This window comes from Streptomyces sp. NPDC001156, assembly GCF_053598275.1.
In genome coordinates this window covers 1-23,508 of the sequence record NZ_JBSFJX010000068.1, presented here as the reverse complement: position 1 = coordinate 23,508, position 23,508 = coordinate 1, and the positions used below count along the sequence as shown (strand labels likewise).

Annotated in this window: 20 protein-coding genes and 1 pseudogene; 8 read left to right on the top strand and 13 right to left on the bottom strand. The window is 70.8% G+C overall.

Features of this window, described 5'->3' with window-relative positions:
• Positions 1-35 precede the first annotated feature (35 nt).
• Positions 36-1,550: a glycerol kinase GlpK gene (gene glpK, locus ACWDA7_RS27495; RefSeq protein WP_450607215.1), complete on the top strand. Its 1,515-nt coding sequence runs from the start codon at positions 36-38 to the stop codon at positions 1,548-1,550.
• 114 nt (positions 1,551-1,664) lie between these two features.
• Here glpK and ACWDA7_RS27490 read toward each other — a convergent pair whose 3' ends face one another.
• The gene (locus tag ACWDA7_RS27490) at positions 1,665-2,825 is read right to left on the bottom strand and encodes a hypothetical protein (RefSeq protein WP_450607213.1); all 1,161 of its coding nucleotides are present in this window, start codon (positions 2,823-2,825) and stop codon (positions 1,665-1,667) included.
• A gap of 250 nt (positions 2,826-3,075) precedes the next feature.
• Here ACWDA7_RS27490 and ACWDA7_RS27485 point away from each other — a divergent pair, with 250 nt between their 5' ends.
• The 3 genes and pseudogenes from ACWDA7_RS27485 to ACWDA7_RS27475 all read left to right on the top strand — a co-directional run.
• Positions 3,076-3,420: a hypothetical protein gene (locus ACWDA7_RS27485; RefSeq protein ID WP_450607211.1), complete on the top strand. Its 345-nt coding sequence runs from the start codon at positions 3,076-3,078 to the stop codon at positions 3,418-3,420.
• 219 nt (positions 3,421-3,639) lie between these two features.
• The gene (locus tag ACWDA7_RS27480) at positions 3,640-3,771 is read left to right on the top strand and encodes a hypothetical protein (protein ID WP_450607209.1); all 132 of its coding nucleotides are present in this window, start codon (positions 3,640-3,642) and stop codon (positions 3,769-3,771) included.
• Between the two features lie 23 nt (positions 3,772-3,794).
• Positions 3,795-4,643, top strand: a pseudogene (locus ACWDA7_RS27475) (IS200/IS605 family accessory protein TnpB-related protein); the annotation flags it as partial.
• On the opposite strand, the gene ACWDA7_RS27470 reads toward ACWDA7_RS27475, so the two are convergent.
• The 3 genes from ACWDA7_RS27470 to ACWDA7_RS27460 all read right to left on the bottom strand — a co-directional run bounded on the left by ACWDA7_RS27470 (position 4,624) and on the right by ACWDA7_RS27460 (position 8,032).
• A complete protein-coding gene (locus ACWDA7_RS27470; protein WP_450607208.1) occupies positions 4,624-5,322 on the bottom strand; it encodes a hypothetical protein in 699 nt (232 codons plus the stop codon). The pseudogene ACWDA7_RS27475 and the gene ACWDA7_RS27470 overlap by 20 nt on opposite strands.
• A complete protein-coding gene (locus ACWDA7_RS27465; protein WP_450607206.1) occupies positions 5,319-6,890 on the bottom strand; it encodes a serine/threonine-protein kinase in 1,572 nt (523 codons plus the stop codon). Before ACWDA7_RS27465 ends, ACWDA7_RS27470 begins: the two co-directional genes overlap by 4 nt.
• 386 nt (positions 6,891-7,276) lie before the next feature.
• Complete coding sequence (locus ACWDA7_RS27460) at positions 7,277-8,032, bottom strand: SDR family NAD(P)-dependent oxidoreductase (protein ID WP_450607204.1); 756 nt, start codon at positions 8,030-8,032, stop codon at positions 7,277-7,279.
• Positions 8,033-8,126: 94 nt separating this feature from the next.
• On the opposite strand from ACWDA7_RS27460, the gene ACWDA7_RS27455 reads away from it, so the two are divergent.
• A complete protein-coding gene (locus ACWDA7_RS27455) occupies positions 8,127-8,750 on the top strand; it encodes a TetR/AcrR family transcriptional regulator (protein WP_450607202.1) in 624 nt (207 codons plus the stop codon).
• Between the two features lie 72 nt (positions 8,751-8,822).
• Here the strand turns inward: ACWDA7_RS27455 and adh are convergent, their stop codons facing one another.
• From adh to xylB, 7 genes are all read right to left on the bottom strand, one after another.
• Positions 8,823-10,346: an aldehyde dehydrogenase gene (gene adh, locus ACWDA7_RS27450; protein ID WP_432935322.1), complete on the bottom strand. Its 1,524-nt coding sequence runs from the start codon at positions 10,344-10,346 to the stop codon at positions 8,823-8,825.
• Between the two features lie 286 nt (positions 10,347-10,632).
• Positions 10,633-11,910, bottom strand: coding sequence for a GAF domain-containing protein (locus tag ACWDA7_RS27445; RefSeq protein WP_450607200.1), 1,278 nt, complete (start codon positions 11,908-11,910; stop codon positions 10,633-10,635).
• Between the two features lie 183 nt (positions 11,911-12,093).
• Positions 12,094-12,708, bottom strand: coding sequence for an N-acetylmuramoyl-L-alanine amidase (locus ACWDA7_RS27440; RefSeq protein WP_359397297.1), 615 nt, complete (start codon positions 12,706-12,708; stop codon positions 12,094-12,096).
• Between the two features lie 59 nt (positions 12,709-12,767).
• Positions 12,768-13,781, bottom strand: coding sequence for an acetamidase/formamidase family protein (locus ACWDA7_RS27435; protein ID WP_450607198.1), 1,014 nt, complete (start codon positions 13,779-13,781; stop codon positions 12,768-12,770).
• On the bottom strand, positions 13,778-15,262 hold the full coding sequence (locus ACWDA7_RS27430; RefSeq protein WP_450607197.1) for an APC family permease: 1,485 nt from the start codon (positions 15,260-15,262) through the stop codon (positions 13,778-13,780). Before ACWDA7_RS27430 ends, ACWDA7_RS27435 begins: the two co-directional genes overlap by 4 nt.
• Before the next feature lie 247 nt (positions 15,263-15,509).
• A complete protein-coding gene (locus ACWDA7_RS27425) occupies positions 15,510-16,718 on the bottom strand; it encodes an ROK family protein (protein ID WP_450607195.1) in 1,209 nt (402 codons plus the stop codon).
• Positions 16,719-16,735: 17 nt separating this feature from the next.
• Positions 16,736-18,181, bottom strand: coding sequence for a xylulokinase (gene xylB / locus ACWDA7_RS27420; RefSeq protein ID WP_450607193.1), 1,446 nt, complete (start codon positions 18,179-18,181; stop codon positions 16,736-16,738).
• Between the two features lie 196 nt (positions 18,182-18,377).
• Between xylB and xylA the strand changes: the two genes are divergently transcribed.
• From xylA to ACWDA7_RS27405, 3 genes are all read left to right on the top strand, one after another.
• Entirely contained in the window at positions 18,378-19,544 is a 1,167-nt protein-coding gene (gene xylA, locus ACWDA7_RS27415) for a xylose isomerase (RefSeq protein WP_450607191.1), read from the top strand.
• Between the two features lie 417 nt (positions 19,545-19,961).
• Positions 19,962-20,213: a hypothetical protein gene (locus tag ACWDA7_RS27410; RefSeq protein WP_450607190.1), complete on the top strand. Its 252-nt coding sequence runs from the start codon at positions 19,962-19,964 to the stop codon at positions 20,211-20,213.
• Between the two features lie 342 nt (positions 20,214-20,555).
• Positions 20,556-20,738, top strand: a complete 183-nt coding sequence (locus ACWDA7_RS27405; protein WP_359397282.1) for a hypothetical protein — start codon at positions 20,556-20,558, stop codon at positions 20,736-20,738.
• A 4-nt stretch (positions 20,739-20,742) separates the two neighbouring features.
• Here the strand turns inward: ACWDA7_RS27405 and ACWDA7_RS27400 are convergent, their stop codons facing one another.
• Positions 20,743-22,107, bottom strand: a complete 1,365-nt coding sequence (locus ACWDA7_RS27400) for a tannase/feruloyl esterase family alpha/beta hydrolase (protein ID WP_450607188.1) — start codon at positions 22,105-22,107, stop codon at positions 20,743-20,745.
• Between the two features lie 173 nt (positions 22,108-22,280).
• Positions 22,281-23,132 (bottom strand): hypothetical protein, encoded by an 852-nt coding sequence (locus ACWDA7_RS27395; protein ID WP_450607186.1) that lies wholly within the window; start codon positions 23,130-23,132, stop codon positions 22,281-22,283.
• Between the last annotated feature and the right edge of the window lie 376 nt (positions 23,133-23,508).

The window sequence follows — 23,508 nt, the reverse complement described above, 5'->3', positions numbered from 1 at the left end:
GCGCCGCCGCGACGCATCGGAAGGCAGACCCGATCATGGTTGAACGGTATGTGATGTCCATCGACCAGGGGACCACCTCCACGCGATGCATCCTGTTCGACCATCGCGGCCGACTTGTGTCGGTGGTCCAGCGAGAGCATCAGCAGTACTTTCCCCGGCCCGGCTGGGTCGAGCACGATGCCCTGGAGATCTGGCGCAATCTGGAGCGCATCGTGCCGGAGACGGTGTCCAACGTCGGCATTGACGTCGGGCAGATCGCCGCCATCGGCATCGCCAACCAGCGCGAGACGGCCGTGCTCTGGGACCGGCGGACCGGCGTCCCGCTCGGCAAGGCGGTCGTCTGGCAGGACATCCGCACGGCCCAGCTCATCGAGGAGCTGAGACACGAGCCGGGGGACGACTTCTTCCTCGAGCGCTGCTGCCTTCCGCCTTCGACCTACTTCTCCGCGCCCCGCATCCGCTGGCTGTTCGACCACGTGGAAGGGCTGGAGCAGCGTGCCCAGGACGGGGAGGTGCTGTTCGGCACCGTGGAGAGCTGGCTGATCTGGAACCTGACGGGCGGTCCGGAAGGGGGTCTGCACATCACCGACGCCACCAACGCGAGCCGCACCATGCTCATGAACATCCGCACCCTGGAGTGGGACGAGGAGCTGATGGAGTTCTTCGGGATCCCGCGTGTGATGCTCCCGGAGATCCGGCCCTCGATGGAGACCTACGGCGAGGCCCGTTCGGTGCTTCCGGGCGTCGGTATCACCGCGGCCCTCGGCGATCAGCAGGCCGCACTGTTCGGACAGACCTGCTTCTCGCCCGGCGAGGCGAAGTGCACCTACGGGACCGGCAGTTTCCTGGTGATGAACACCGGCACCGATCTCGTACGGTCCCGGCACGGGCTGCTCACCACCGTCGCGTACAAGATCGCGAACCAGCCCACCGTGTACGCCCTGGAAGGCCCGATCGCCGTCACCGGCGCACTGGTCCAGTGGTTCCGTGACCGCCTTGGCCTGATCAGCAGCGCACCCGAGATCGAGACCCTGGCGCGCACCGTGGAGGACAACGGCGGCTGCTACGTCGTGCCCGCGTTCTCCGGTCTGTTCGCGCCCCACTGGCGCAGCGACGCCCGCGGCGTCATCGTCGGGCTCACCTCGTACATCACCAAGGGCCACCTCGCCCGGGCCGTCCTCGAGGCCACCGGCTGGCAGACACGCGAGGTCGTCGACGCCATGAACGCCGACTCCGCGCTCGCGCTGAAGGAGCTCAAGGTGGACGGGGGCATGACGTCCGACAACCTGCTCATGCAGTTCCTCGCCGATGTGCTCGACGTCCCCGTGGTGCGGCCCCTGGTCGCCGAGACGGTCTCGCTCGGCGCGGGCTACGCCGCCGGCCTCGCGGCTGGGTACTGGCCGGACCTCGAGGTCCTGCGCGGCAACTGGCACCGGGCCGCGCAGTGGATACCGGACATGGACCCCGAGCGGCGGGAGTGGGAGTACGAATCCTGGAAGCGGGCCGTCGAGCGGTCCCTGGGGTGGGTCAGGCCCTCGAAGCAGTCATGATGTCCGGCGCGTCCGGGACGACGGCGTGCGTCACTTGAGGCGGGCCGGGCGCTGGAGCCGCTTGCCCGTCGGTGAACTTCGATGCCGCCCGCCCCGCTGCCCGGAGCGGGCGGTTCAGCGCGGGTCCGCCCGGTCCAGGTCGGCCAGCAGCCTCTCCACGTCGGTCATCAGTGACCCGTAGACGTGCCATGCGCCCGGCTTGGTCAGGGTGCCCCGGCCGATCAGATCGGTCATGGTGTCGTGCCAGGCCAGCGCCCCGTCGATCGCTCCGCGCAACCGCTCCCGGGGAGCCGTCTCGGGTGAGCCCGGCGCCGCGGCCGGTGCGACGAACCCCTGGACGGCCTTTCCCGCCAGTTGCAGAGTCTCGGCGTACCGGTCGAGGAACTGGTGCCCCAGGTGGTGGCCGGCGTGGTGGTCGTGCGCGTTGTCGGCCAGAGTGCGGGCGATGCCGCGCACCTGGAGCGACACTCCGCGCAAGGCGCTGAAGGCCTCACTGTGGGTCGCGTCCGGGCGCCGGGACTGGGCGGCGCAGCGTGTGTTCCAGCGCAGGCTCTCGTCGGCCTGCCGCACCTGTTCCTCCGCGTGGCTGAGGCGCTTGTCCAGGCTGCGCGCCCGGTGCAGCCACGTGTGGGCCTTGGTGGTGAGCTGCCGCCGGGACAGGCCGGTTCCCATGTCGTGCAGCAGCGCCCCCATCGCGTGCGCGAGGTCGCGGACCGCGGAATCGGACTCGTCCAGGTACAGCGGGGGCAGGACGAGCGCGGTCACGGCGAGGCCGACGGCGGCGCCGGCGAGTGTCTGGAGCGCCGGCGAAAGGAGACTGCCCACGGGATCGGCCGCCGTGGCGGCCAGCGCGATCACCGCGGTGGAGGCGATCTGCAGCCGGTCGTCGGAAGTGCGGCGGGGGCCCGCCAGTACGGCGATGACGACGATGACGGCGACAGCGGCCGCGGTGGCTCCGAGCAGCCGGGCGGTCGCAAGGGCGAGGATCAGCCCGGCGACCCTGGCGACCACACTCTGGACCGCCTTCGTCACGGACTGGTACACGGTGGAGGCGTTGACCAGGAGCAGCGCGGTGGCGACGGCCAGGTAAGGGCGGCCGCCCGGGGCCCAGGGTGCGACGACGCCCCAGGCGAGCAGCGCGGCGATCAGGGTCTTGAGGCCGTGCACCACTTGGCCGGGCCGCCTCCCGCGAAGCCGGTCCCCGAGGCGCCGGACCGCGCTCGTCGCCACCGTGGCGGTGGGCCGCACACCCCGACGAATGGTTGAAACTTGCACGACATCGATAATGGCGCCTTTTGCCGTGTTGATGACGTGACGTCCGTCACGACCTGGATGGGTGGAAGTGTTGCGACATGGCCCTTGGTCGCTATTTCGGCTGTTGCTCCCGATTGTCATGTGATGCGCTTCACGGTGGTAGTTCATTGTTCAACTAAAGCTGAGCTCGTAATTTGGCTGATGCCGGAACAGAACGGCAAACACCACCGTTCGCACTCACCGAACGATGGGCTGTGCAAGGAGGAAAGACATGAACAAGCTGGTGCGGCGTCTCACGACCGCGGGCATCTCGGTTGTCGTCGGGAGCGCTCTCTTCGCCACCGGCGGCTCCGCGTTCGCAGCCACCCCTCAGACAGCCGGGCACACCCCCGCCCGCGTCACCGTCGTCGAGCACCCGAAGGTCGCCACCGTCGACGCCCAACGCCCCACAGACCCCTGGATCGCGGACCAGCTGGCGATGGTCGACCCCTGGGTCGTGAACCAGCTGGAGCACTTCGTCCCCTCGGGCAGCGACGGTCACCAGTACGGCGTGAACGACTGGCACCGCAGCATCGACACCTACGTGACCCACGTGGCCGGCGCCCACCGCTCCTGATCCACTGATCGACCACTCCATCCGTGCCGGCGCGGCGGCCGGTTGCCACGAGCAGACCTCCTGACACCCGCTCACCACGCAGGCGCCGCTGGCGAGTTCATGCCGACCCCCCGGCCCCTACGCGATGCGAGCGGCGCGTTCAGGCCGGACCATGGATGTGCATCCGCCCTCGGGGGCAGGTGCAGACGCCGCCGGCGAACGCAACAGGAGCACGCGGTCGTGGACGTGAGACCAGAAGTGGTCGTCGCGCCGGTCGCCGACGTCGACAGGGCCAAGAGTTTCTACGAGGGCCTGGGATGGCGGCTGGACGCCGACTTCGCCGTCATGAGGACCTCCGCGTGGTCCAGCTGACCCCGCCCGATTCCCCCTGCTACGACATGGGCCGCTTGCGCTGGTACCTGACCGCCTCGTGGACGATCCCGCCGGTCACCACCGTCCCCCTGTCCCAAGCCCGCACAGGTGGCGTGATCGGTGTCGATACGAACGCCGACCATCTGGCCGCCTGGCGGCTGGACGCCCACGGCAATCCGCGCGGTCAGCCGCGCCGGTTCTTCTACGACCTGTCCGGCACCGCAAACCACCGGGATGCCCAGGTACGGCATGCACTGATCCGGCTCCTGCACTGGGCGAAACGCCACGGGGTGTCGATCGCGATCGAAGACCTCGACTTCAGCGCGGAGAAAACCCGGGAGAAACACGGCCGCCGCAAGCGGTTCAGGCGGTTGATCTCCGGCATGCCCGTGTCCAAGCTGCGGGCCCGGCTCGTCAGCATGGCGGCCGAACTCGGCATCCCCATCATCGCCGTCGACCCGGCCTACACCAGCAGGTGGGGCGCCCAGCACTGGCTGGGGCCCCTCACCCACACGACCAGCAAAACCAGGAAAGTCACCCGTCACGATGCCGCGAGCATCGCGATCGGCAGGCGCGCCCTCGGGCACCGCATCCGGCGACGGACGGCACCGCCTTCTGCCCACCAGAGCGATGGACAGGAGCATCGGACCGCCCAGGCCGCACGCGGCACCCGCGGGCGTGAGGGAACCCGCCCCCGCATCCCCGGACCACGGACACGATCCACCGGGACCGGACGCGGCGCGAACGCGGGAGACCAGGACGCCCAACACCGTTCGGAGCGTCCGACTGAGCCTGCGCACCGCAAGCTCAGTCCTCAGGAACGGTTCGGGACCGAGCCGCCGGGCGAACCGCTCAGCGGCAGTCGTACGTGAACTGCACGCTTGCCATGCGGCGCGTGGGGGACAGCACACGGAGTTCCGCCGCGCCCGCGTAGTGGCCCCGGCCCTGGAAGGTCCACAGCAGATGGACCCGTGCCTGGTCGTGGCCGCGGGCGAAGGCCGCGTGCAGTACGGCCGAGGCCGTGCCGTCGTTGCGCACCCAGCGGTAGGAGAGCGAGCCCTTCCGGCCGTTCGTTCGGACGACTCCGACGAGATCCGCGGTCCCGTCGCATCCCACGGTCTGCTGCGCGGCCGTCACGGTGACCTCGCGTACGGCGACAGGCGCCGAGAAGTGCTCCTGCCAGAGCAGGAACACGACGACGGCGATCAGCACGAGCGCAGGCAGCGCGTGCCGGCGGAGGCGGCCACGTGGACGCGCCGTGGGCGCCGCCGCCTGGGGAAGCGTGGCGTGCATACGGTGCGCGAGAGCGGCCGTGACCCCGGGGCCGAAGCGCAGCACGGTGCCGTCGACGCGGTCGGGCGACGCCGTGACCGCCGGGACGTCCACCACGGTGGCGTCGCGGTGCGGTCGTTGGATCCAGTGGCTGGACAGCACGGTGGCGCTGTATTCGTCGCTGTCCCCAGGTGCGCCTTGCGTAGACGGGTACCGCGCCTTGGACAGGCGCCTTGTCGTCGAGTCCGGTGCGGGCAGGCGGTCGTCGGGAGCAGTCATCGGATCTCACACTGCCGGGTCAGGAGCTGCTGCGAGGCGGCGCCACTGGCGGGGGCCGGGTTGGTCGTGGCCTGCACCGTCCAGTAGCAGCCGGTTCCCTGGAAGGTGTGGTCGATGGTGAGCGTGTACTGCGTCGCGCCGCTTCGCTGAGAGGACGTGGGCTCACCGTCCGCGGAGCCCGGTTGCCCGCTGGTGTTGCCCGTGAACCAGCCGACGCTGATCGAGACAGGTCCGGTTCCGTCCGTGGTGACCGTGATCGTCGCGGTCGCCGTGGCCGGGCCCGTCTGCTGGAAAGCGGCCACCGCTACCTCCTTGACCGCCGCCGGAGCGGGCGCTGACGGGGAAGTGACCGCCGTCGGGCTGGTAGAGCCCGGCACGGTGGGGGGCGCGATCGTCCCCCCGGCGCCGGCCGTGGCCCCCGGCGGTGCGGCGGAGACGGTGACCGGTGCCGACGGAGGACCGGTGTTGCCGGGGCCCGGTCCGGACGGCGAGGCGGCGGGGGCCGTGGTGGTCGGCGGTGCTTGCGTCTCTGCGGTGGGAGCGACCGCGTCGGCGCCGGAAGCAGGCGTGGCGCTCGTGGTGGCCAGGGCCTGCGCCGCCTGCCCGGCGACCCCGACCCCGGGCTTGTCGCCCTGCGCCAGAAGGATCGCGAGGAGCAGAGCGAGGGCCGACACGGCGATGCCCGGCCATGTGGGCCGCCAGGCGTGGAGGCGTCCCCCGCGAGGACCCGAGGCCAGCACCGTGCGGGCTGTGTCCGTGGTTGCGTGGGACGTCTCCCGGACGGAAGGCCGCAGAAACAGCAGCAGAGCCACCAGCGAAGCGAGCCCGCCACGGCCGCGCTCCTCCCAGTCGCCCCCGTAGGAGACGACGGCGGTCTCCTCCAGGTCGGCGACGAACGCCGCCGAGTCCGCCGGACGCCCCGCCGCCGACTTGGCCAGTCCCCGGCAGACCAGCGAACGCACCGCCTCGGGCACGTCCTCCACAGGTACGGGCGCTTCCACGTGCTGGAGCGCCAACTCGGCCAGGTTGTCGCCCGAGTAGGGCTTGCGGCCCGTCAGGCATTCGAAGAACGTGGCGGTGGCCGCGTACACGTCGCCGGCGGGGGAGGCGGGCGCGCCCGTCCATTGCTCCGGGGCCATGTAGGCGGGGGTTCCGGCGATACCTGCCCTGACGCCGGAGTCCACCGCGATGCCGAAGTCGACGAGCTTGGACACACCCTTCGGCGTGACCAGGACGTTCTCCGGCTTGTAGTCCCGGTGGACCACACCGACCCGGTGCGCGTCGGCCAGGCCGAGCAGGGACCCCTTGAGTACGACCAGCGCGGACTCGGGAGAGAGAGGGCCCTGCCTGGTCAGCAGGGTCCGCAAGGAGACGCCGTCGACCAGTTCCATCACGATGGCGGCGCCCTGTGTCGCCTCCACGTACTCGTAGAGTCCGGCGACGTAGGGGCTCTCCAGGCCGCCGAGCAGTTGCGCCTCGGCGCGGAATCCGTGCACGAAGTCCGGGCGTGTCCGCAGCGAATCGCTGAGGTACTTCACGGCGACCGGCACACCGGTCTGCTCGTGCACGGCCTGTACTACGCGCCCACTTGCCCCTGAACCGAGTTCGACCGACTCGGAATACCCCGGTACCGCCCACGCCGTCATCGCAGTCCCCCCTGCCGCGGCTTCCAAAGGCTCCTTGCCCGCAGGAGCTTCGGACCACGCGGACAGAGACACGTTTTCGGCGGGTTCGGTTGCAGGCGCCCGGACCGGCCCGCCCGTGTGGCCGGGCATGACTGGGGACCACTTGGCACCGGATGTACCGGGCCGGCACCGCCGGCGGGCCACCTCCCCGAGAGCCGCGGTGAAGTCGGTCGGCCGACCGGCCGGCGCGCCGAGGACGGGATCACCGAGTGAGCACTGACGTACCGCTCGAGCGGACCTGTCTCCGGCGCCGCCGCGCCGCTGTCCCACTACACCGCGGTGAATCCGCCGTCGACGGTGAGGGTGGCGCCGTGGACCTGGGACGCCTCATCGCTCGCGAGGAACACAACGGCGGCGGCCACCTCCTCCGGGGTGCCGGCGCGGCGGGAGGGCATGCGCGCGATGATCGGGGTCAGGTGCTCCTCCATCGCCGCCACCTTTTCCGTCAGGGTGGGGCCGGGCGCGACGGTGTTGACCCGGACTCCCTGCGGCCCGTACTCGGCGGCCCAGGACATGGTGAGCGAGTGCACAGCCGCCTTGGTCATGTTGTAGAGCGCCGACTGCGCCATCCCCCGCATACCGCTGATGGACCCCAGGTTGACCACGGCGCCGTGGCCGCGCTCGGCCATGGACGGTGCCAGCAGGCCGGTGAGGAGGAACATCGACCGCACGCTCACGGCCAGCGCCTCGTCGATGGTCTGCTGCGCGACCTCGGCAGTGGGGGTGGGTGTGAGCAGGAGCGCCGCATTGTTGACGAGCACATCGATCCGTCCGCCGGCCGCGGCGACCGCGTCGGTGGCGAAGCGGCCGATCACATCGGTGCCCGAGGACAGATCCGCCTTGACGAAGGCCGCCGCACCGCCGTCCTTCTCGATGCGTGCCACCACGTCAGCTCCGCGACGCTCGTCGCGTCCGCTGACGACGACGAACGCGCCCGCGGCGGCCAGGGCCTCCGCGATGGCGGCGCCGAGGCCCGTGGTGGAACCGGTGACCAGGGCCGTCCGCCCGGTGAGTCGCTGAGTCATGATGCCGTGCCTTTCTGCGCTGAATCGCCTGGGAACGGCAAACCTGCCACCCAGAAAATGGACCTGCAAGTCCAGAAAATGGCAGGATGGTGGCATGGCATCACGACTGACCGCCAAGGGCGCGGCCACCAGGCAACGCATCATCGAAGGAGCCGCGGAGGAGATCCGCGAGCGCGGCGTGACCGAGACGACCCTGGACGACATCCGCTCCCGCACGGCCACCAGCAAGAGCCAGCTCTTCCACTACTTCCCCAGCGGCAAGGAGGAGCTCCTGCTCGCCGTGGCCCGGCACGAGGCCGGCCGCGTCCTGTCCGACCAGCAGCCCTACCTCGGTGAGCTCACCTCCTGGGGGGCCTGGCGCAACTGGCGGGACGCGGTCGTCGACCGCTACCGCCGGCAAGGGCAGCGGTGCCCGCTCGGCATGCTGACCTCCCAGCTGACCCAGGCCACGCCCGGCGCGCAGGCCGTCACCACGGAACTGCTCGCCTCGTGGCAGGCCCAGATCGCCGCCGGAATCCGGGCCATGCAGAACCGGCGCGAGATCTCAGCCGGCCTCGACGCCGACCGTGCCGCGGCCGCCCTGCTCGCGGGCATCCAGGGTGGCGTCTCGATCCTCATGGCCACCGGCTCTCTCGCGCACCTCGAAGCAGCCCTCGACCTGGGCATCGACCAGCTCCTCGGCGCTCCCGCACCGGAGCCCGGGACGCCGGCGGGATGACAGGCCCGGCGGGAACGGCAAAAGGGGCGCCCGCCGGGCATCTGCCCTGGTCAGGCGCCCCTTTTCCGGTGTCTAGAAGAAGCCTAGCTTCTTCGGCGAGTACGACACCAGGAGGTTCTTCGTCTGCTGGTAGTGCTCCAGCATCATCTTGTGGGTCTCCCGGCCGATGCCCGACCCCTTGTAGCCGCCGAACGCCGCGTGCGCCGGGTAGGCGTGGTAGCAGTTCGTCCAGACCCGGCCCGCCTGGATCGCACGGCCCGCGCGGTACGCGGTGTTGACGTCCCGGGTCCACACGCCGGCCCCGAGGCCGTACAGGGTGTCATTGGCGATCTTGATGGCGTCGTCGAAGTCGTGGAACGACGTCACCGACACCACCGGCCCGAAGATCTCCTCCTGGAAGATCCGCATCCGGTTGTCGCCCTCGAAGATCGTCGGCTGGACGTAGTAACCGCCCTTCAACTCGCCGTCGTGCTCGAGACGTTCGCCGCCCGTGAGGACCTTTGCGCCTTCCTGGCGGCCGATGTCCAGGTAGGAGAGGATCTTCTCCAGCTGGTCGTTCGACGCCTGCGCGCCGATCATCGTGTCGGTGTCCAGCGGGTGCCCGCTCACGATCTTCTCGGTGCGGGCCACCGCGGCCTCCATGAACTCCGCGTAGTGGCCACGCTGCACCAGCGCCCGCGACGGGCAGGTGCACACCTCGCCCTGGTTCAGCGCGAACATCGTGAAGCCTTCCAGCGCCTTGTCGCGGAAGTCGTCGTTCGCCGACCAGACGTCCTCGAAGAAGATGTTCGGGGACTTTCCGCCGAGTTCCAGCGTCACCGGAGTGATGTTCTCGGACGCGTACTGCATGATCAGCCGGCCCGTGGTGGTCTCGCCTGTGAACGCGACCTTCGCCACGCGGGGGCTGGAGGCCAGCGGCTTGCCCGCCTCGACGCCGAACCCGTTGACGATGTTCACCACGCCTGGCGGCAGCAGGTCCGCGACCAGGCTCAGCCAGACATGGATGGACGCCGGGGTCTGCTCGGCCGGCTTCAGCACGACCGCGTTGCCCGCCGCCAGAGCCGGCGCGAGCTTCCATGTGGCCATGAGGATGGGGAAGTTCCAGGGGATGATCTGCGCGACCACACCGAGCGGCTCGTGGAAGTGGTACGCCACCGTGTCGTCGTCGACCTCGCCGAGCGAACCCTCCTGCGCCCGGATCGCGCCCGCGAAGTAGCGGAAGTGGTCGATGGCGAGCGGAATGTCCGCGGCCAGGGTCTCCCGGACGGGCTTGCCGTTCTCCCAGCTCTCCGCCACCGCCAGTTGCTCCAGGTTGGCCTCCATCCGGTCGGCGATCTTCCGGAGGATGTCGGAGCGCTCGGTCACGGACGTACGGCCCCAGGCAGGCGCGGCGGCGTGCGCCGCGTCCAGGGCGCGCTCCACGTCCTCGGCCGTACCTCGCGCGATCTCCGTGAACGGCTGACCGTTCACCGGAGTCGGATTCTCGAAGTACTGACCGCGGGCCGGCGGCACGTACTCGCCGCCGATGAAGTGGTCGTAGCGCGCCTGGTAGGAGACGATCGCGCCCTCGGTGCCGGGCGCTGCGTAACGGGTCATACGAGTCTGCCTCCCGGGAAAGCGCTGCCCGCCGTTGGGCAGCTCTCGGCCGGGAGGCTAGAGCGGAGGACGTTGCGAGTACGTTGCGACGGGGTCGGGTCGGAGGGGGTGTCCCCTCGCGGTGTCGGGTCGCGAGCCGTGTGTTGTGGCGTGGCGCGTGTCAGGGAGGTGGTTGAACCGTGCCCGTCCCGGTGGGTGTTGCGAGGCGGCCGTGTCGAAGGGTGGGGCGGAGGGCGACCCCAAGCGGGTATCGGGGCGCGAGCCGTGTGCCGTGGCGTGCCGCGTGTCAGCGCGGTGCCGGACGCGCCCACCCCGGCGGAGCTACCAGTTCCGACTCCAGCCACTCGAGGCGCGTGCGTACCGCCGCTGTCGGCTGCACCACGGCGAGGGCCCGCCAGATGTCGACGTCGTCCTCGCCCCACGGCGCGTGCGCCCAGGCCGCCAGCAGGTCGGGGTCGCGGCGGGCGATCAGCGCCGACCGCAGTCCGTCGCCGAGTGTGCGCCGCAGCCGTGCCACTGCCGGTGCCTGCGAACCCGGCAGTACGGGGCCCCGGTAGGCGGCCGCGGCCTCGGCCACCGCTCCTGCCGCCAACCGCCTTTCCACGATCGCGACATCGGATTCGACCGCGGCCGTGAGCCGGTAGGGCCGCGAGGCCAGCAGACCGGGACCGAGGATCCGGCGCAGCCGCGCCAGTTCGGCCCGCAGCGTCACCGGTGTCACCGACTCGTCCTCGTACAAAGCACACAGCAGTTCGTCGCCGGTGAGTCCCTCCGGATGACGGGCCAGCAGCACCAGGATCTCGCTGTGCCGACGGCTGAGCCTGATCTTCCGCCCCCCGGCGAGGAGTTGCGCCTCATCGCGGCCCAGCGCCGCCAGTTCCCAGGTGTCCGCGGCGGCCTCGGCCGGGACCAGTAGCGCCAGCTGGGACTCGGCGGCGCGCGCCACAGCCTGCACGAACCCCAGGCTGTGCGGGTGTGCGAGCCTGTCCCCGCCGGTGATGTCCAGCGCCCCGAGCAGCCGCCCGGTACGCGGATCGTGTACCGGCGCCGCGGCGCACGTCCAGGGCTGGACCCGCCAGGCGAAGTGCTCGGCCGCGAACACCTGCACCGCCCGGTCCACGGCGACGGCTGTCCCCGGTGCGTTGGTTCCCATCGCCGACTCCGCCCAGCGCGCACCGGGCACGAAGTTCATGCTGTCCGCCCGCCGCCGCGTCGCCGGATGCCCCTCGACCCACAACAGCCTGCCCTGTGCGTCGCACACCGCCAGCAGATGTTCGCCGTCCGCCGCGAACGGGCCCATCAGCTCACGGACCAGCGGCATCACCCGAGCCAGCGGATGCTCCGCCCGGTAGGAACCGAGGTCGCCGTCCGTCAGCTCCACCCGTGCCGTGCCGTCCGGTCCCACACCCGCCCGAGCGGAGCGCCGCCACGAGTCGGCCACCACCGGACGTACCCTCTGGGCCACCGTGCCCACCGCCGTGAACGTCTCGTGGGCGCGACGCAGCTCCCGCACCCGTGCGGCAGGATCGGCCCCTGGTTCCAGGGCCACCCACGGATCGGTCAACTCGGCCTCCCGGGACGGTGGTGCGCTGGGGACATCGTCACTCCCGGGGTGGCCGCCGACAACCGTTTCGACCGTCATCGCCCCGAACGAGACCACAGGAAGGTCCGGTCCCGAGCAGACCCGGAGCGCCCGTTCGTGTCAGGCAGCCTCGCCCCTGCCGGAGCGACCGCCGCCGTCCTCAGTTCAGGCGAAATCGACCAGCCTCATGTAGCGGGTCCAGTCCCAGTTCGGGCCCGGATCGGTGTGGTCCGTGCCCGGGACTTCGTAGTGGCCGATGATGTGTGCCCGGTCCTTCGGGATGCCGTGTCTGGTGCAGATCGCCGCCGTGAGCCGGGCCGACTCCTCGTAGAGGGAGTTCGTGAAGTATCCGGGCCGGTCCACCCACCCTTCGTGCTCGATACCGATGCTGCGCGTGTTGTAAGGCCAGTTGCCCGCGTGCCAGGCGATGTCGTGTTCACGGACGCATTGGGCGATGTGCCCGTCCACCGACCGGACGACATAGTGCGCGGACACGTGCTTGCGCGGGTTCTGGAAGATCCCCAGCGTGTTCGGATAGGTCGCCTGTGTGACATGGATGACCACCAGGTCCAGCGGGTGGCTCACCGGCCGGTCGGAGGCCGTGAAGTTGGAGGGGTTCGCCCCCAACCAGTCGGCCGAGGGTTGGTCCACAACCTTGGGACGGGCACCGGCCGGTACCGCGGGAAGCAGCGCGTAGGGTACCGCCGCCAGGGCCGCGCCCTTCAGCAACCGCCGCCTGCTCGTAGGGCGTCCCGCTCCGTGCGATGCGGATCGTTCCATGGACAGAATGCCTTCCGCGTGTGCTGCTTTGAGCTGTGCCGATCTTGACCCCGGTGTACTCAACGCCTCAGTGCGTCTGCCGTTTCGCGTAGTTGCGTATGCATTCCGCGATGTGTCTCCCGCGCGGGCAGCCAGTCCTTGCGGAGCTTGGCCACGCACGTGTAGTTGGTGTCGCAGACGTTCGCGAGCGGCGACTCGACCGTCTGGGTGGCGAACTGGTAGGCGTCCAGTTCGCTGAACCCGTAGTCGCGCACCAGCCACTGCACCAGATCGAGTTGGGATATCCGGAACGCGTCCTCCAACGGACGGGCCGAGCCCGTCGAGATGATGTGAGTATCGGACTCGATGCGCGGCCAGGGGGTGGCGATCCCCTTGAGCAGTTCGACGATCACCACGGTGTTCATCGCGCACTCGACGGCCACGCCGCAGGTCTCGCCCTCGCCCTGCCGGGCATGCCCGTCGCCCAGACTGACCAGGCCACCTTCGACGTTCACGCCCAGGTAGCAGGTGACGCCTGCTCGCATCTCCGGCGTGTCCATGTTCCCGCCGTGCGCATCCGGCACCAGCGCGGAACGCACCTCCAGGTTGGCCGGCGCCACACCCACCGTGCCGTGCATCGGGTCCATGGGCAGCTCGATGCGGATGTCACTGTCGCGCGCGGTGAACAGGGCGGTGCGCCGGTCCCGGTCGAGCTGCCAGATCCACACCGTCTCGGGCAGCGGGGGCTGGAGCGTCGCCGTGGTGTGCGTCGAGGTCAGCGCGCCGAACAGCGGGACCGTGGTCGAGGCCGCCCAGTCCCGGGCCGGTTCGATCGAGACGAAGTGGACCGCGAGTGTGTCACCCGGCTCGGCGCCCTCGACATGGAAGGGACCGGTCTGCGGATTGAGGAACGGGAACTCGCACACCTCGGACACCAGGTCCTTCTCGGACCGTACCCGCCCGGCGAAACAGTCCTCGGTGTACAGGTCCAGTACGGTGCCCGGCGCGATCCGTGCGACGGGCGGCGCCCCGCCGAACGTCCAGGCGTACTCGCCGGATGTGGGTCGCACGGTCAGGACTCGCGGGTCGCTCATGATTGCACGGCTCCGTTCTGCCGAAGGTCGGGTGCGGGGGACTCGTCGAGATGGACGCGGGCGGTCTCGGCTATGCGTCCGGGGTGCCGCCGCAGTTGGACCAGCAGCACCACGACCCCGGCGGCCATCCAGACACCGACGACGGGCCCCGCGTAGGACACGGGCGCGGACAGCGCGGACACGAAGTCGAAGACCGGCAGCCCTGCCGCGGTCAGCAGAGCGGGCACGAAGGCGACGACGCCCAGCAGCGGGAACAGAAGGTGCCGCACCGGGCTGAACAACTCACGCCTGCGGCGCAGGAAGTAGCCGGCGCACGCGAAGTTGACCACGATGTACACACCGATGACGACCGTCACGATGACGGTGGCCAGCAGCAGGAATGCCGTGATGGGGTCGTAGTACAGGCCGAGGCCCAGCATGACCACCACGGCCAGCGCGGCCTGGACGGCGACACCGGCGACCGGGGAGCGGTACCGGGGGTGCAGGCGCGCGAAGAGGGACGGGAAGACCCTGATCCGTGCCAGTGCGAAGGCCGTACGGGTCGAGACGTTGGAGCACGCGTTCGCGTTGGCGATGGTGGAGTTGACGACGGCAAGGAATACCAGGATCCAGAAGAGCCCGAAGGACGCACGGGCCACGCCCTCCCAGGACGCCGCTCCCGAAGCACCGAAGCCGGCGAAGCGGTCCGGGCCGACGAACACGGTCATCGCATAGGTCGTCACCACATAGAAGAGGCCTATCGCCAGCGCCGCCCCGAGGACCGCACGATGCATCGTCCGCCGCGGATTCTTGGTCTCCTCCGCGAGCGGCGCCGCCGCCTCGAATCCGGCGAAGGCGAGCACCGTGTACACCGATCCGGCGAACACTCCGCCGATGCCGCCATACCCCTTGGCGGTGTGCGAGGTCCCGAACACCGACAGGGTGTTGCCGCCGCCCGCTTTGACGATGAGCCAGACGGCGAAGACCAGGAAGACCAGTACCTCGAAGGCACCGAGGACCGTGCCGAAGCGGGCTGAGGCGCGCACCCCGAAGTAGCCCGCCGCCGCGATGACCACGGCGCCGGCGAGGGACCACGGCCACCACAGGTCGGCCGGGTACGAACTCCACTCCTCGTGCAGCGTGCCCGCCGTCGTGAAGCCCAGTTGAAGGAGCAGCAGGGGCGGGACCAGCGCCTCCACGAACACATAGCCCCAGCCCACGAGGAAGCCGATGGCCGGATGCAGCCCTTGTGCCGCATAGGTCGCCACCGAGCCGGCGGCGGGTAGCTGCCGTGCCAGTTCGGCCACGCAGGACGCGGTGAACAGGCAGGCCACCAGGGCCACGAGGACCGACAGTGGCAGGCTGCCGCCCGCGAAGGCCGCGCCCGACGGAATGGACGCCGCGACCGCTGCCGCCGGTGCCATCGCCGTGATGCTCTGGAAGAGGACCTCGCGCAGGCCGATCGCCTCACGCCGTAGTCCCAACGCCGTTTCCCTCGCCATGTGAACCCCCCGATGCGGTTGATGGCCGGCCGCTGTCCGACGGCTGCGGCTCGCGTGAATCACCGTACGGCGGTGGGCGGTTGGGCAGGAAGAGGGCGGTGTCATCGGTGGAAAAGCCCGGGACTGTGGAAAACTCCGGCACCCGTTCAGGGGAAGGAGCTCCGGGGAAGGGCCTCCCGGGTTCGGCCTGCGCCCCCCAGTTGGCCAGCCACCCGGCGGGTCGGGCACGACCGCCGGATGTCAGCCTCTACAGCCGCCCGCCCACGGCCGCCGGATCGTCGAGTACCGCACGCACCACCGAGTGCGCGGCACCGAGCAGTGGCCCCTCGGATCCCAGCTGTGAGACGGACACGGTGCACGAAGGCCCTGCCGTCCGTCGTGCCAGTTCCTGCTCCAGGGTCGGCAGCAGCCAGGGTGCGAGAGCCGCCAGCGCTCCGCCGAGCACGACCGCCTCCGGGTCCAGCAGATTGACCGCGCCCGTCAGCGCGATACCGAGCGCGGTTCCGGCGCCCCGCAGGGCCCGGCGCACGTCCTTGTCGCCCTGCGCGGCACGCTCGGCGAGCAGTTCGACGTGGTCCTCACCCGGAGTCAGCCCGGCCGCCCGCAGCACGGCCTCCTCGCCGGCGTACTGCTCGAGACAGCCGCGTCCGCCGCACGCGCACTCCGGCCCCTCCGGGCGCACCGGCACATGTCCCAGTTCGCCCGCGAAGCCACGCGTCCCGCGCAGCAACCGCCCGTCCACGACCACCGCACCGCCGATGCCGATCTCCGCCGAGACGTGCAGGAAGTCACGGGGTGTGTCATCGCCGAGCCAGAGTTCCGCCAGGGAGCCGAAGTTGGCCTCGTTGTCCACGGTCAGCGGCAGCCCGGCCGGCAGCAGCGGAGCCAGGTCGACTTCATGCCAGTCGAGGTTGGGGGCGCGGACCACGGTCCGGGCGTCGCGCGCGACCAGACCGGGCACGGCGACGGCGAGACCGGCCGGCCACAGCCCCTCCCGCTCCGCCTCCGCGGCGACCTGACCCACCAGGGCGGACAGTTCGTCGAGCACGGGCTGTGGTGCGCGACCGCGGTTCGTGCCGTGCCGCTCCGCCCGGGCGCGGACGACGCCGCGCAGGTCGACCGCGCACACAGTGAGGTGGTCGACACCGATCTCGGCGCCGATGCCGGCGGGCCCGCGGCCGCTGACGGCGAGGGCTGACCCGGGCCGCCCGACCCGGCCGGGGCGCTCCGGTCCGAGCTCCTCCAGCAGCCCCGCCCGGATCAGCTCGTCGACGAGTGTGGAGACCGCCGCCCTGGTCAGCCCGATCCGTGAGGCGACGGCGGCACGCGACAGCGGTCCCTCGGCGCTCACGGTGTGCATGACCCGCGCCAGATTGCGGCGCCGCATGCCCTGCTGCGTGTCGGGCAGCCGGCGGCCAGGGCCGGAGGGATGGACTTCGTGCAGTGGTGCGGTCATGCCTCCCTCTGATCTCGTCAGGGCTGGTCCGGCGCCCGCTCCAGCAGCGGCGCCGCGTCGGAGAGTACCCCGGCGATCCTCGCCAGGGTGGCGTCGTCCCGCTCCACGGCCTCCAGCACCGGCCCGCGGGCGGTGTCCCAGCGGCGGGCGACGGCGGCCGGGTCCTCGCCGGTCAGCAGCCCGGCTGCCTGAGCCGCGGCGCCCAGCGCGACCAGTTCCTTCGCCTCCGGCACCTGGACGGGACGTCCCGAGAGCCGTCGCACGGTGTCCTGCCAGGCGGTGCCCCGGGCGCCACCGCCGATCAGGAGCAGCGGAGCCGTGCGGTCCGCATCCGCGTCGAGCACCAGGTCGAGGGCGCCCAGCAGCGAGTGCACCGCACCGTCGTAGGCGGCCTGGAGCAGCTGGCCGGGTGCCGTGTCGTGCCGCAGGCCGTGCAGCAGGCCCGAGGCGTGCGGGAGAGCCGGAGTGCGCTCACCGTCGAGATAGGGGAGCAGCGTCACGCCCCGGCTCGGCTCGACAGCCTCGCGGTCCAGGCCCAGCAAGGTGGCGATCCGGTCGATGGCCAATGTGCAGTTCAGCGTGCAGGCCAGCGGCAGCCAGTCGCCGTGCGCGTCCGCGAAGCCCGCCACGGTGCCGGTCGGGTCGGTGGGGCGTCGCTTCGAGACCGCGTAGACGGTTCCCGAGGTGCCGAGGCTCAGCACCGGAACGCCGGGGCGCAGGCCGAGGCCCAGTGCGGCGGCCGCGTTGTCGCCGGTGCCGGGTGCGACCAGAGTGCCCTTGGAGAACGGCAGGTCATGCGCGTCGCGCACCGTCCCGGCGACCTCGCCGGGCTGCACCACCCGCGGCAGCAGGGCGGGGTCGAGGCCCACATGTGCGAGGACCTCCTCGTCGTACGACTCCGTGGCGGACGCCCACCAGCCGGTGCCGGAGGCATCGCCCCGGTCGGTCGTGCCCTGTCCCGTCAGGAGTTCGGTCAGATAGTCGTGGGGCAGTCGTACGGCCGCGGTCGCCCGGACGGCCTCCGGCTCGTGCTCCGCCAGCCAGGCCCACTTGGTGACCGTGAAGGACGGCCCCGGCACGCTTCCCGTGCGGTCCGCCCAGGCCTTGGGGCCGCCCAGTTCCTCCACCAGACGGTGGGCCTGCGGCGCCGACCGCACGTCGTTCCACAGCAGGGCCGGACGCACGGGGTCGCCGTGCGCGTCCAGGGTCACCAGACCGTGCTGCTGACCCCCGATCGACACCGCGGCGGCCTCATGGGCCGGCTCGCCGCACTGGTGCAGGGCCTCGCACAGGGCGTCCCACCACTGCCGCGGATCGCTCTCGCGGCCCGCGCCCGTCGAGACGGTGTGGGGCGCCTGACCGCTGGCCACCACCTGTCCGGTCGATGCGTCGACGACCAGGGCCTTGGTGGACTGGGTGGACGAGTCCACCCCGACGACGAGCGGACCCTCGGCTGCTGACATCGGGCTCTCCCTCTTCCGCGGCTCGCGGGATCTGGTCTGTGGGCGTGTCGCTGACCGGCTGGGCCCGGCGTACACGCATCGTCACCGTACGAAGTCCCCTCGAGGGGGACACTTCGTCTCTTCCCAGAGTTGCCTCCGCATACTAATTTGTTAAGCGCCATGACGAAATAGTCTTCAGCGAACAAGGAGCCGCGGCATGAACTACCAGCCCACCCCCGAGGACAGGTTCACCTTCGGCCTGTGGACCGTCGGCTGGCAGGGACGGGACCCCTTCGGTGACGCCACCCGGCGTGCCCTGGATCCGGCGGAGACGGTGCAGCGCCTCGCCGAGCTCGGGGCCTACGGCGTGACCTTCCACGACGACGACCTGATCCCCTTCGGGTCCTCTGACACCGAGCGCGAGGCTCACATCAAGCGTTTCCGGCAGGCGCTCGACGCCGCCGGGATGACCGTGCCGATGGCCACCACCAACCTGTTCACGCACCCCGTCTTCAAGGACGGCGCGTTCACCGCCAACGACCGGGACGTGCGCCGCTACGCGCTGCGCAAGACCATCCGCAACATCGACCTGGCGGTGGAGCTGGGCGCGAAGACGTATGTCGCCTGGGGCGGCCGGGAGGGTGCCGAGTCGGGCGCCGCCAAGGACGTGCGCGCGGCGCTCGACCGCATGAAGGAGGCCTTCGACCTCCTCGGTGAGTACGTCACCGCTCAGGGCTACGACCTGCGCTTCGCCATCGAGCCCAAGCCGAACGAGCCGCGCGGCGACATCCTGCTGCCCACGGTCGGCCATGCCCTCGCGTTCATCGAGCGCCTGGAGCGCCCGGAGCTCTACGGTGTCAACCCCGAGGTGGGCCACGAGCAGATGGCCGGCCTCAACTTCCCGCACGGCATCGCCCAGGCCCTGTGGGCGGGCAAGCTCTTCCACATTGACCTCAACGGCCAGTCCGGCATCAAGTACGACCAGGACCTGCGTTTCGGCGCGGGTGACCTGAGGGCGGCGTTCTGGCTGGTCGACCTGCTGGAGACCGCCGGTTACAGCGGGCCGCGCCACTTCGACTTCAAGCCGCCGCGGACCGAGGACCTCGACGGCGTCTGGGCTTCGGCCGCGGGCTGCATGCGCAACTACCTCATCCTCAAGGAGCGCTCCGCCGCCTTCCGTTCGGACCCGGAGGTCCAGGAGGCGCTGCGCGCGTCCCGTCTGGACGAGCTGGCGCAGCCGACCGCTGGTGACGGACTCGAGGCCCTGCTCGCGGACCGCGGTGCCTTCGAGGAGTTCGACGTGGAAGCAGCCGCCGCACGCGGCATGGCCTTCGAGCGCCTGGACCAGCTGGCCATGGACCACCTGCTGGGTGCGCGCGGCTGATCGTCGTGTGACGCCGCCCGGCCGGCCCTCGCGCGGAATGCTCCGGAATCATGCGATCCATGACATGAGTCCGTATCAACTGCCGCGCGGGGGTCGTGCCCTGAACGGTTCGCGGCGACTCTGGTCGGTATGGCCACGCCGCCCATGCCAGCCCAGCCGCCCGGAGACACGCCGCCGTGGGACCACGGTGGGTTCGGTCCTCCGCCCGGAGGGCACGGTGCTCCGCCGGACGACCACGGAACGCCTGCACGTGGCCATCCACCGGGCGGTTATGGTCCGCCTCCAGGTGGCGGACACTGGTCGTCGGGCGGCGGCAGCGGCCTTCCTCCGCAGCCGCCACCGGCACCTCCTGGCGGGCCCGGTCCACGCCGCAACACCCTGTTCCTCGCGATCGCGGTGGTTGTGGCCCTCGTGATCGTGTCCGTGTTCCTGGCGGTGAGCGGCGGTGGCGACTCCTCGCAGCGCAAGTCACCCGCCGAGAGCAGTGCCGGCGCGAGCCGCCCGTCGGCCTCGTCCGTCGGCATTCCTTCCCGGCTGCCCTCCGAGCTCCCCTCGAGCCTGCCGAGCAAGCTGCCGTCCCGGCTTCCCAACGAGCTTCCGAGTGACGTTGCGAGCGAGCTGCCGAGCGGCATCGAGTCGCTCTTCGCCACACCCGCGGCCTCACCCTGAGGCCGGCCCGCGAGCGCTGGAGAGCCGACGTGCCGTGATCGACGCGCGCGTGGTGTGCGCCCGCTCGATGCCGTTCGTCCTCCTGGGTACGCCCTCCAGTACGCCCAGGACGACGACCAGCCGCTTGCGCGGCCCCGAACAAGCGCGGGTCGGGTTCGCCGAACGCGCTCATACTTGAACCAGCCGCAGTCGCCGAAGGCTTCTGCGGGGCGGCTGAGGGTCGCGGCTCAGGGTTGTATCCAGGTCACCGCCTGGAACCGCGCGCAGCACGCTCCCGTTCTCAGAACAGAGAGCGGAGCCGCCGAGGCCCGCGAGCGGCCGTGGCCGCGAAGGAGGCGACATATGTCGAGAAACGCGAAGATCGCCGCAGGGGGTGTGCTGGTCGGGCTCATCCTGTTGATCTGGTTGCCCTGGTGGGCCGCCCTCTTGATCGTGCTGGGGGTTCCGGCTGCGGCGTACCTGACCCTGGACCCCTCCCAGCGGCGCCGGCTGCGCCGGGTCGCACGCAAGGAACTGGGCCGCTGAAAAGCTAGTCTCCCGCCAGCGTGCAGGAGCCGGTCACGTCACCGCCCGCGGGCCTGCCGACGGCATGGTCCGCGGGCGGCCGCACGCCCCGCTCCACCCAGGCGGTGAGCGCGTCGAAGGCGGCCCGGTAGCACGGCAGGATCGGCCGCAGCCGGTCGGGATAGGTGTCGTAGAGGCCGTCCACGTGCGTGCCGCCCTCGATGGTGTAGTAGCGGTGCAGCGGCCCGCGCCCGCTCCGGGTCACCATGCCCGCGTAGACGTCCGAGTCCGTCGCCTTGGGCAGCAGGGCGTCCAGGTCGCCGTGCAGAGTGATCAGCGGCCTGCCGATCCGCCCGGTGAGGGCGACCCGGGCCACCGCGCGGTGCACGGACGCCGGGCGTGCCGCATAGTCGTACGCGGCGTCCGAGGGGCAGGGCGCCAGGATCTGCTCCACTGTCGACCCGGCGGACGCGCCCGGGCAGGCGGTGTCGTACGACGGGTCGAACTCGGCCCGGTAGATCTTCTGGGTGACGCCCCAGTAAGCCTTCTCGTGGTAAGGCCAAAGGAACTCCGACCCGGGCGCGAACCCGGCCGCGTACAGGTCCTCGTCCCGTGCCGAGCCGAACATCCGGGCAACGGTGACGGGCAGCGACGTCAGGAGGTTCGGGCCGTCGGCCGTCCAGAGGGCGCCCTCCCAGTCCACGCCGCCGTCGTACAGCTCCGGATGGTGCTCCAGTTGCCAGCGCGTCAGGTAGCCGCCGTTGGAGATCCCGGTCATATAGGTGCGACGGGGCGCGTGCCCGTAGCGTTGGGCCACCGCGCGCTTGGCGGCGAGCGTGAGCTGCGTCGTACGCCGGTTCCACTCGGCGACCGCGTCACCCGGGCGGGTCCCGTCGCGGTAGAAATCCGACCCGCTGTTGCCCTTGTCGGTCGCCGCGTAGGCGTAGCCCTGCGCCAGCACCCGGTCGGAGATGGCCGTGTCGGTCGCGTACTGCTTGCGCGTACCGGGAGCACCCGTGACCACGAGGCCGCCGTTCCACCGGTCGGGCAGCCGAATGACGAACTGCGCGTCGTGCTGCCAGCCGTGCGTGTTGTTGAAGTGCGAGTCGTCCGGGAAGTACCCGTCGATCTGCAGTCCCGGCACGCCGGACGGATTGCGGGTGACCTTGGCGGTCAGTCCCGCCTGGTCGGCCATGTCCGTGTACGGGGTCCCGGCGAGCCCAGCAGTTGTCAGATCATCGAGGCAGGCGCTCTGCTGAAGCTCCGCACCGGGTATCCGCACCCGCTCCTGTCGTTCGCAATGGCCACCGCCGACCGCTGCCGCTGGGCCCGTGAGGGCCGAGGTCAGCAGGGCGGCGGCGAACAACACGACGCTTCGGGACAGGCGCATGGCGGGGCCTCCGGGTAGGACGGGAGCGCGGGGTTGCCCCATGCTGCGGCCAGGCGAGCGCACCGAGTATGGGTGCGGGCCACAGTGGTGCCGTAGCCGGTATGGGGATCCACAACGCAGCCCCTGCCCCAGAGGCTCCGCACTTCGTCTTCCGGTTCAGATGGCCCGCTGGCTCAGAGGGGGCGCACCGCCAGCTTGTCGAGCGCCTCGAGAAGGCCCGGCAGCTCCTGCCCGCGGCCCACCGGGACCACCTGGCCGGGCTGCTCGTCGAGGAGGACGAACGCGATGTCGTCGGTCCTGGCGACGATGGACCAGCCCGGGCCGTCGGCACGCAGAGTGCGCGCGTCACCCGGTGCGAACGAGGAACGGACACGCCCGAGAGGCGGAGGAGCGTCCACGTACCCGCGTGCCTCGTCGAGGACGCGGCGAACAGGGCTGCGGGGATTGCTCAGTGTGCTGCCTTCGGCCGGTTCGGCCGGTTCGGCCTGCTCGCCGTCCGCCGACGGGGCTGCTGCGGGTTTGAAGACGGCATCAGCGAGCTGATCGCGCCATATGGCCCACCGGAGCGCGATCTCGTCGGCGCCCAGTCGCCGTTGTGCGGGACCCCAGATGTCGGTGTCCGGCGGGGAGAGCGGTTTGCGGTCGATGATTTCCGGTGCCGGATCGTGCGGCGCGGGCACGCCGGGCGCCGCGACGGCCACGTCCAGCGGCCAGCCCGGCAGGGCGGCGACAACCGTTCGCTCGTCGGGCGACAGGTCGTACTCCATGCCGCAGTCCCAGGAAGCGATCGCCACAGCCACCAGTGAGACATCGTCGATGACCACGGTCCAGCGCGCACCGTCGCTGTCCTGGCCGAGCACGAGTCCGTATCCGTCCACCACAGGTGGCAGGTCGAGGGCCGCGCAGGCCTCCGGATAGTCGTCACCGAGCACGCTCGGGAACTGCGCGGGCGTCAACAGAACCGCCGTCAGCACGTACAGCGCGTCGTCCTCGGCTGCGACGGCCTCCTCGTCCGTCCCGGCCATGCCATCCTCCCCATCGTTTGTCCGTCGGCGCACCCTATTGCGCCCGCGAGCCAGTTGTCACGACTGCGAATCCCACGAGGAGCTGCACTTGTCCGGCGGACCGGGCGAAACGGCCGGACGAAGTCATGAACACGTCTCCCGGGATCCCGGAAACGAGAGGCCGAGGGCTTCCCGAACGACTGTCGCATCGCCGATCTCGGCACACCTCCGGTCGGCGGCATGAAGACCTGCCCCGTCCGGTGAAAGGCCTGGCCCATCCGTTCCTCATGTCAGCGCCGGGCCTAGTACTGCAATCACAGTTACTGGTAGGGCAGTTGTGAGTTCTGCCGGTGACTGTGGTTGTGTTCTGCCGTGTCTGTGGATCTCGGGGTGGGGC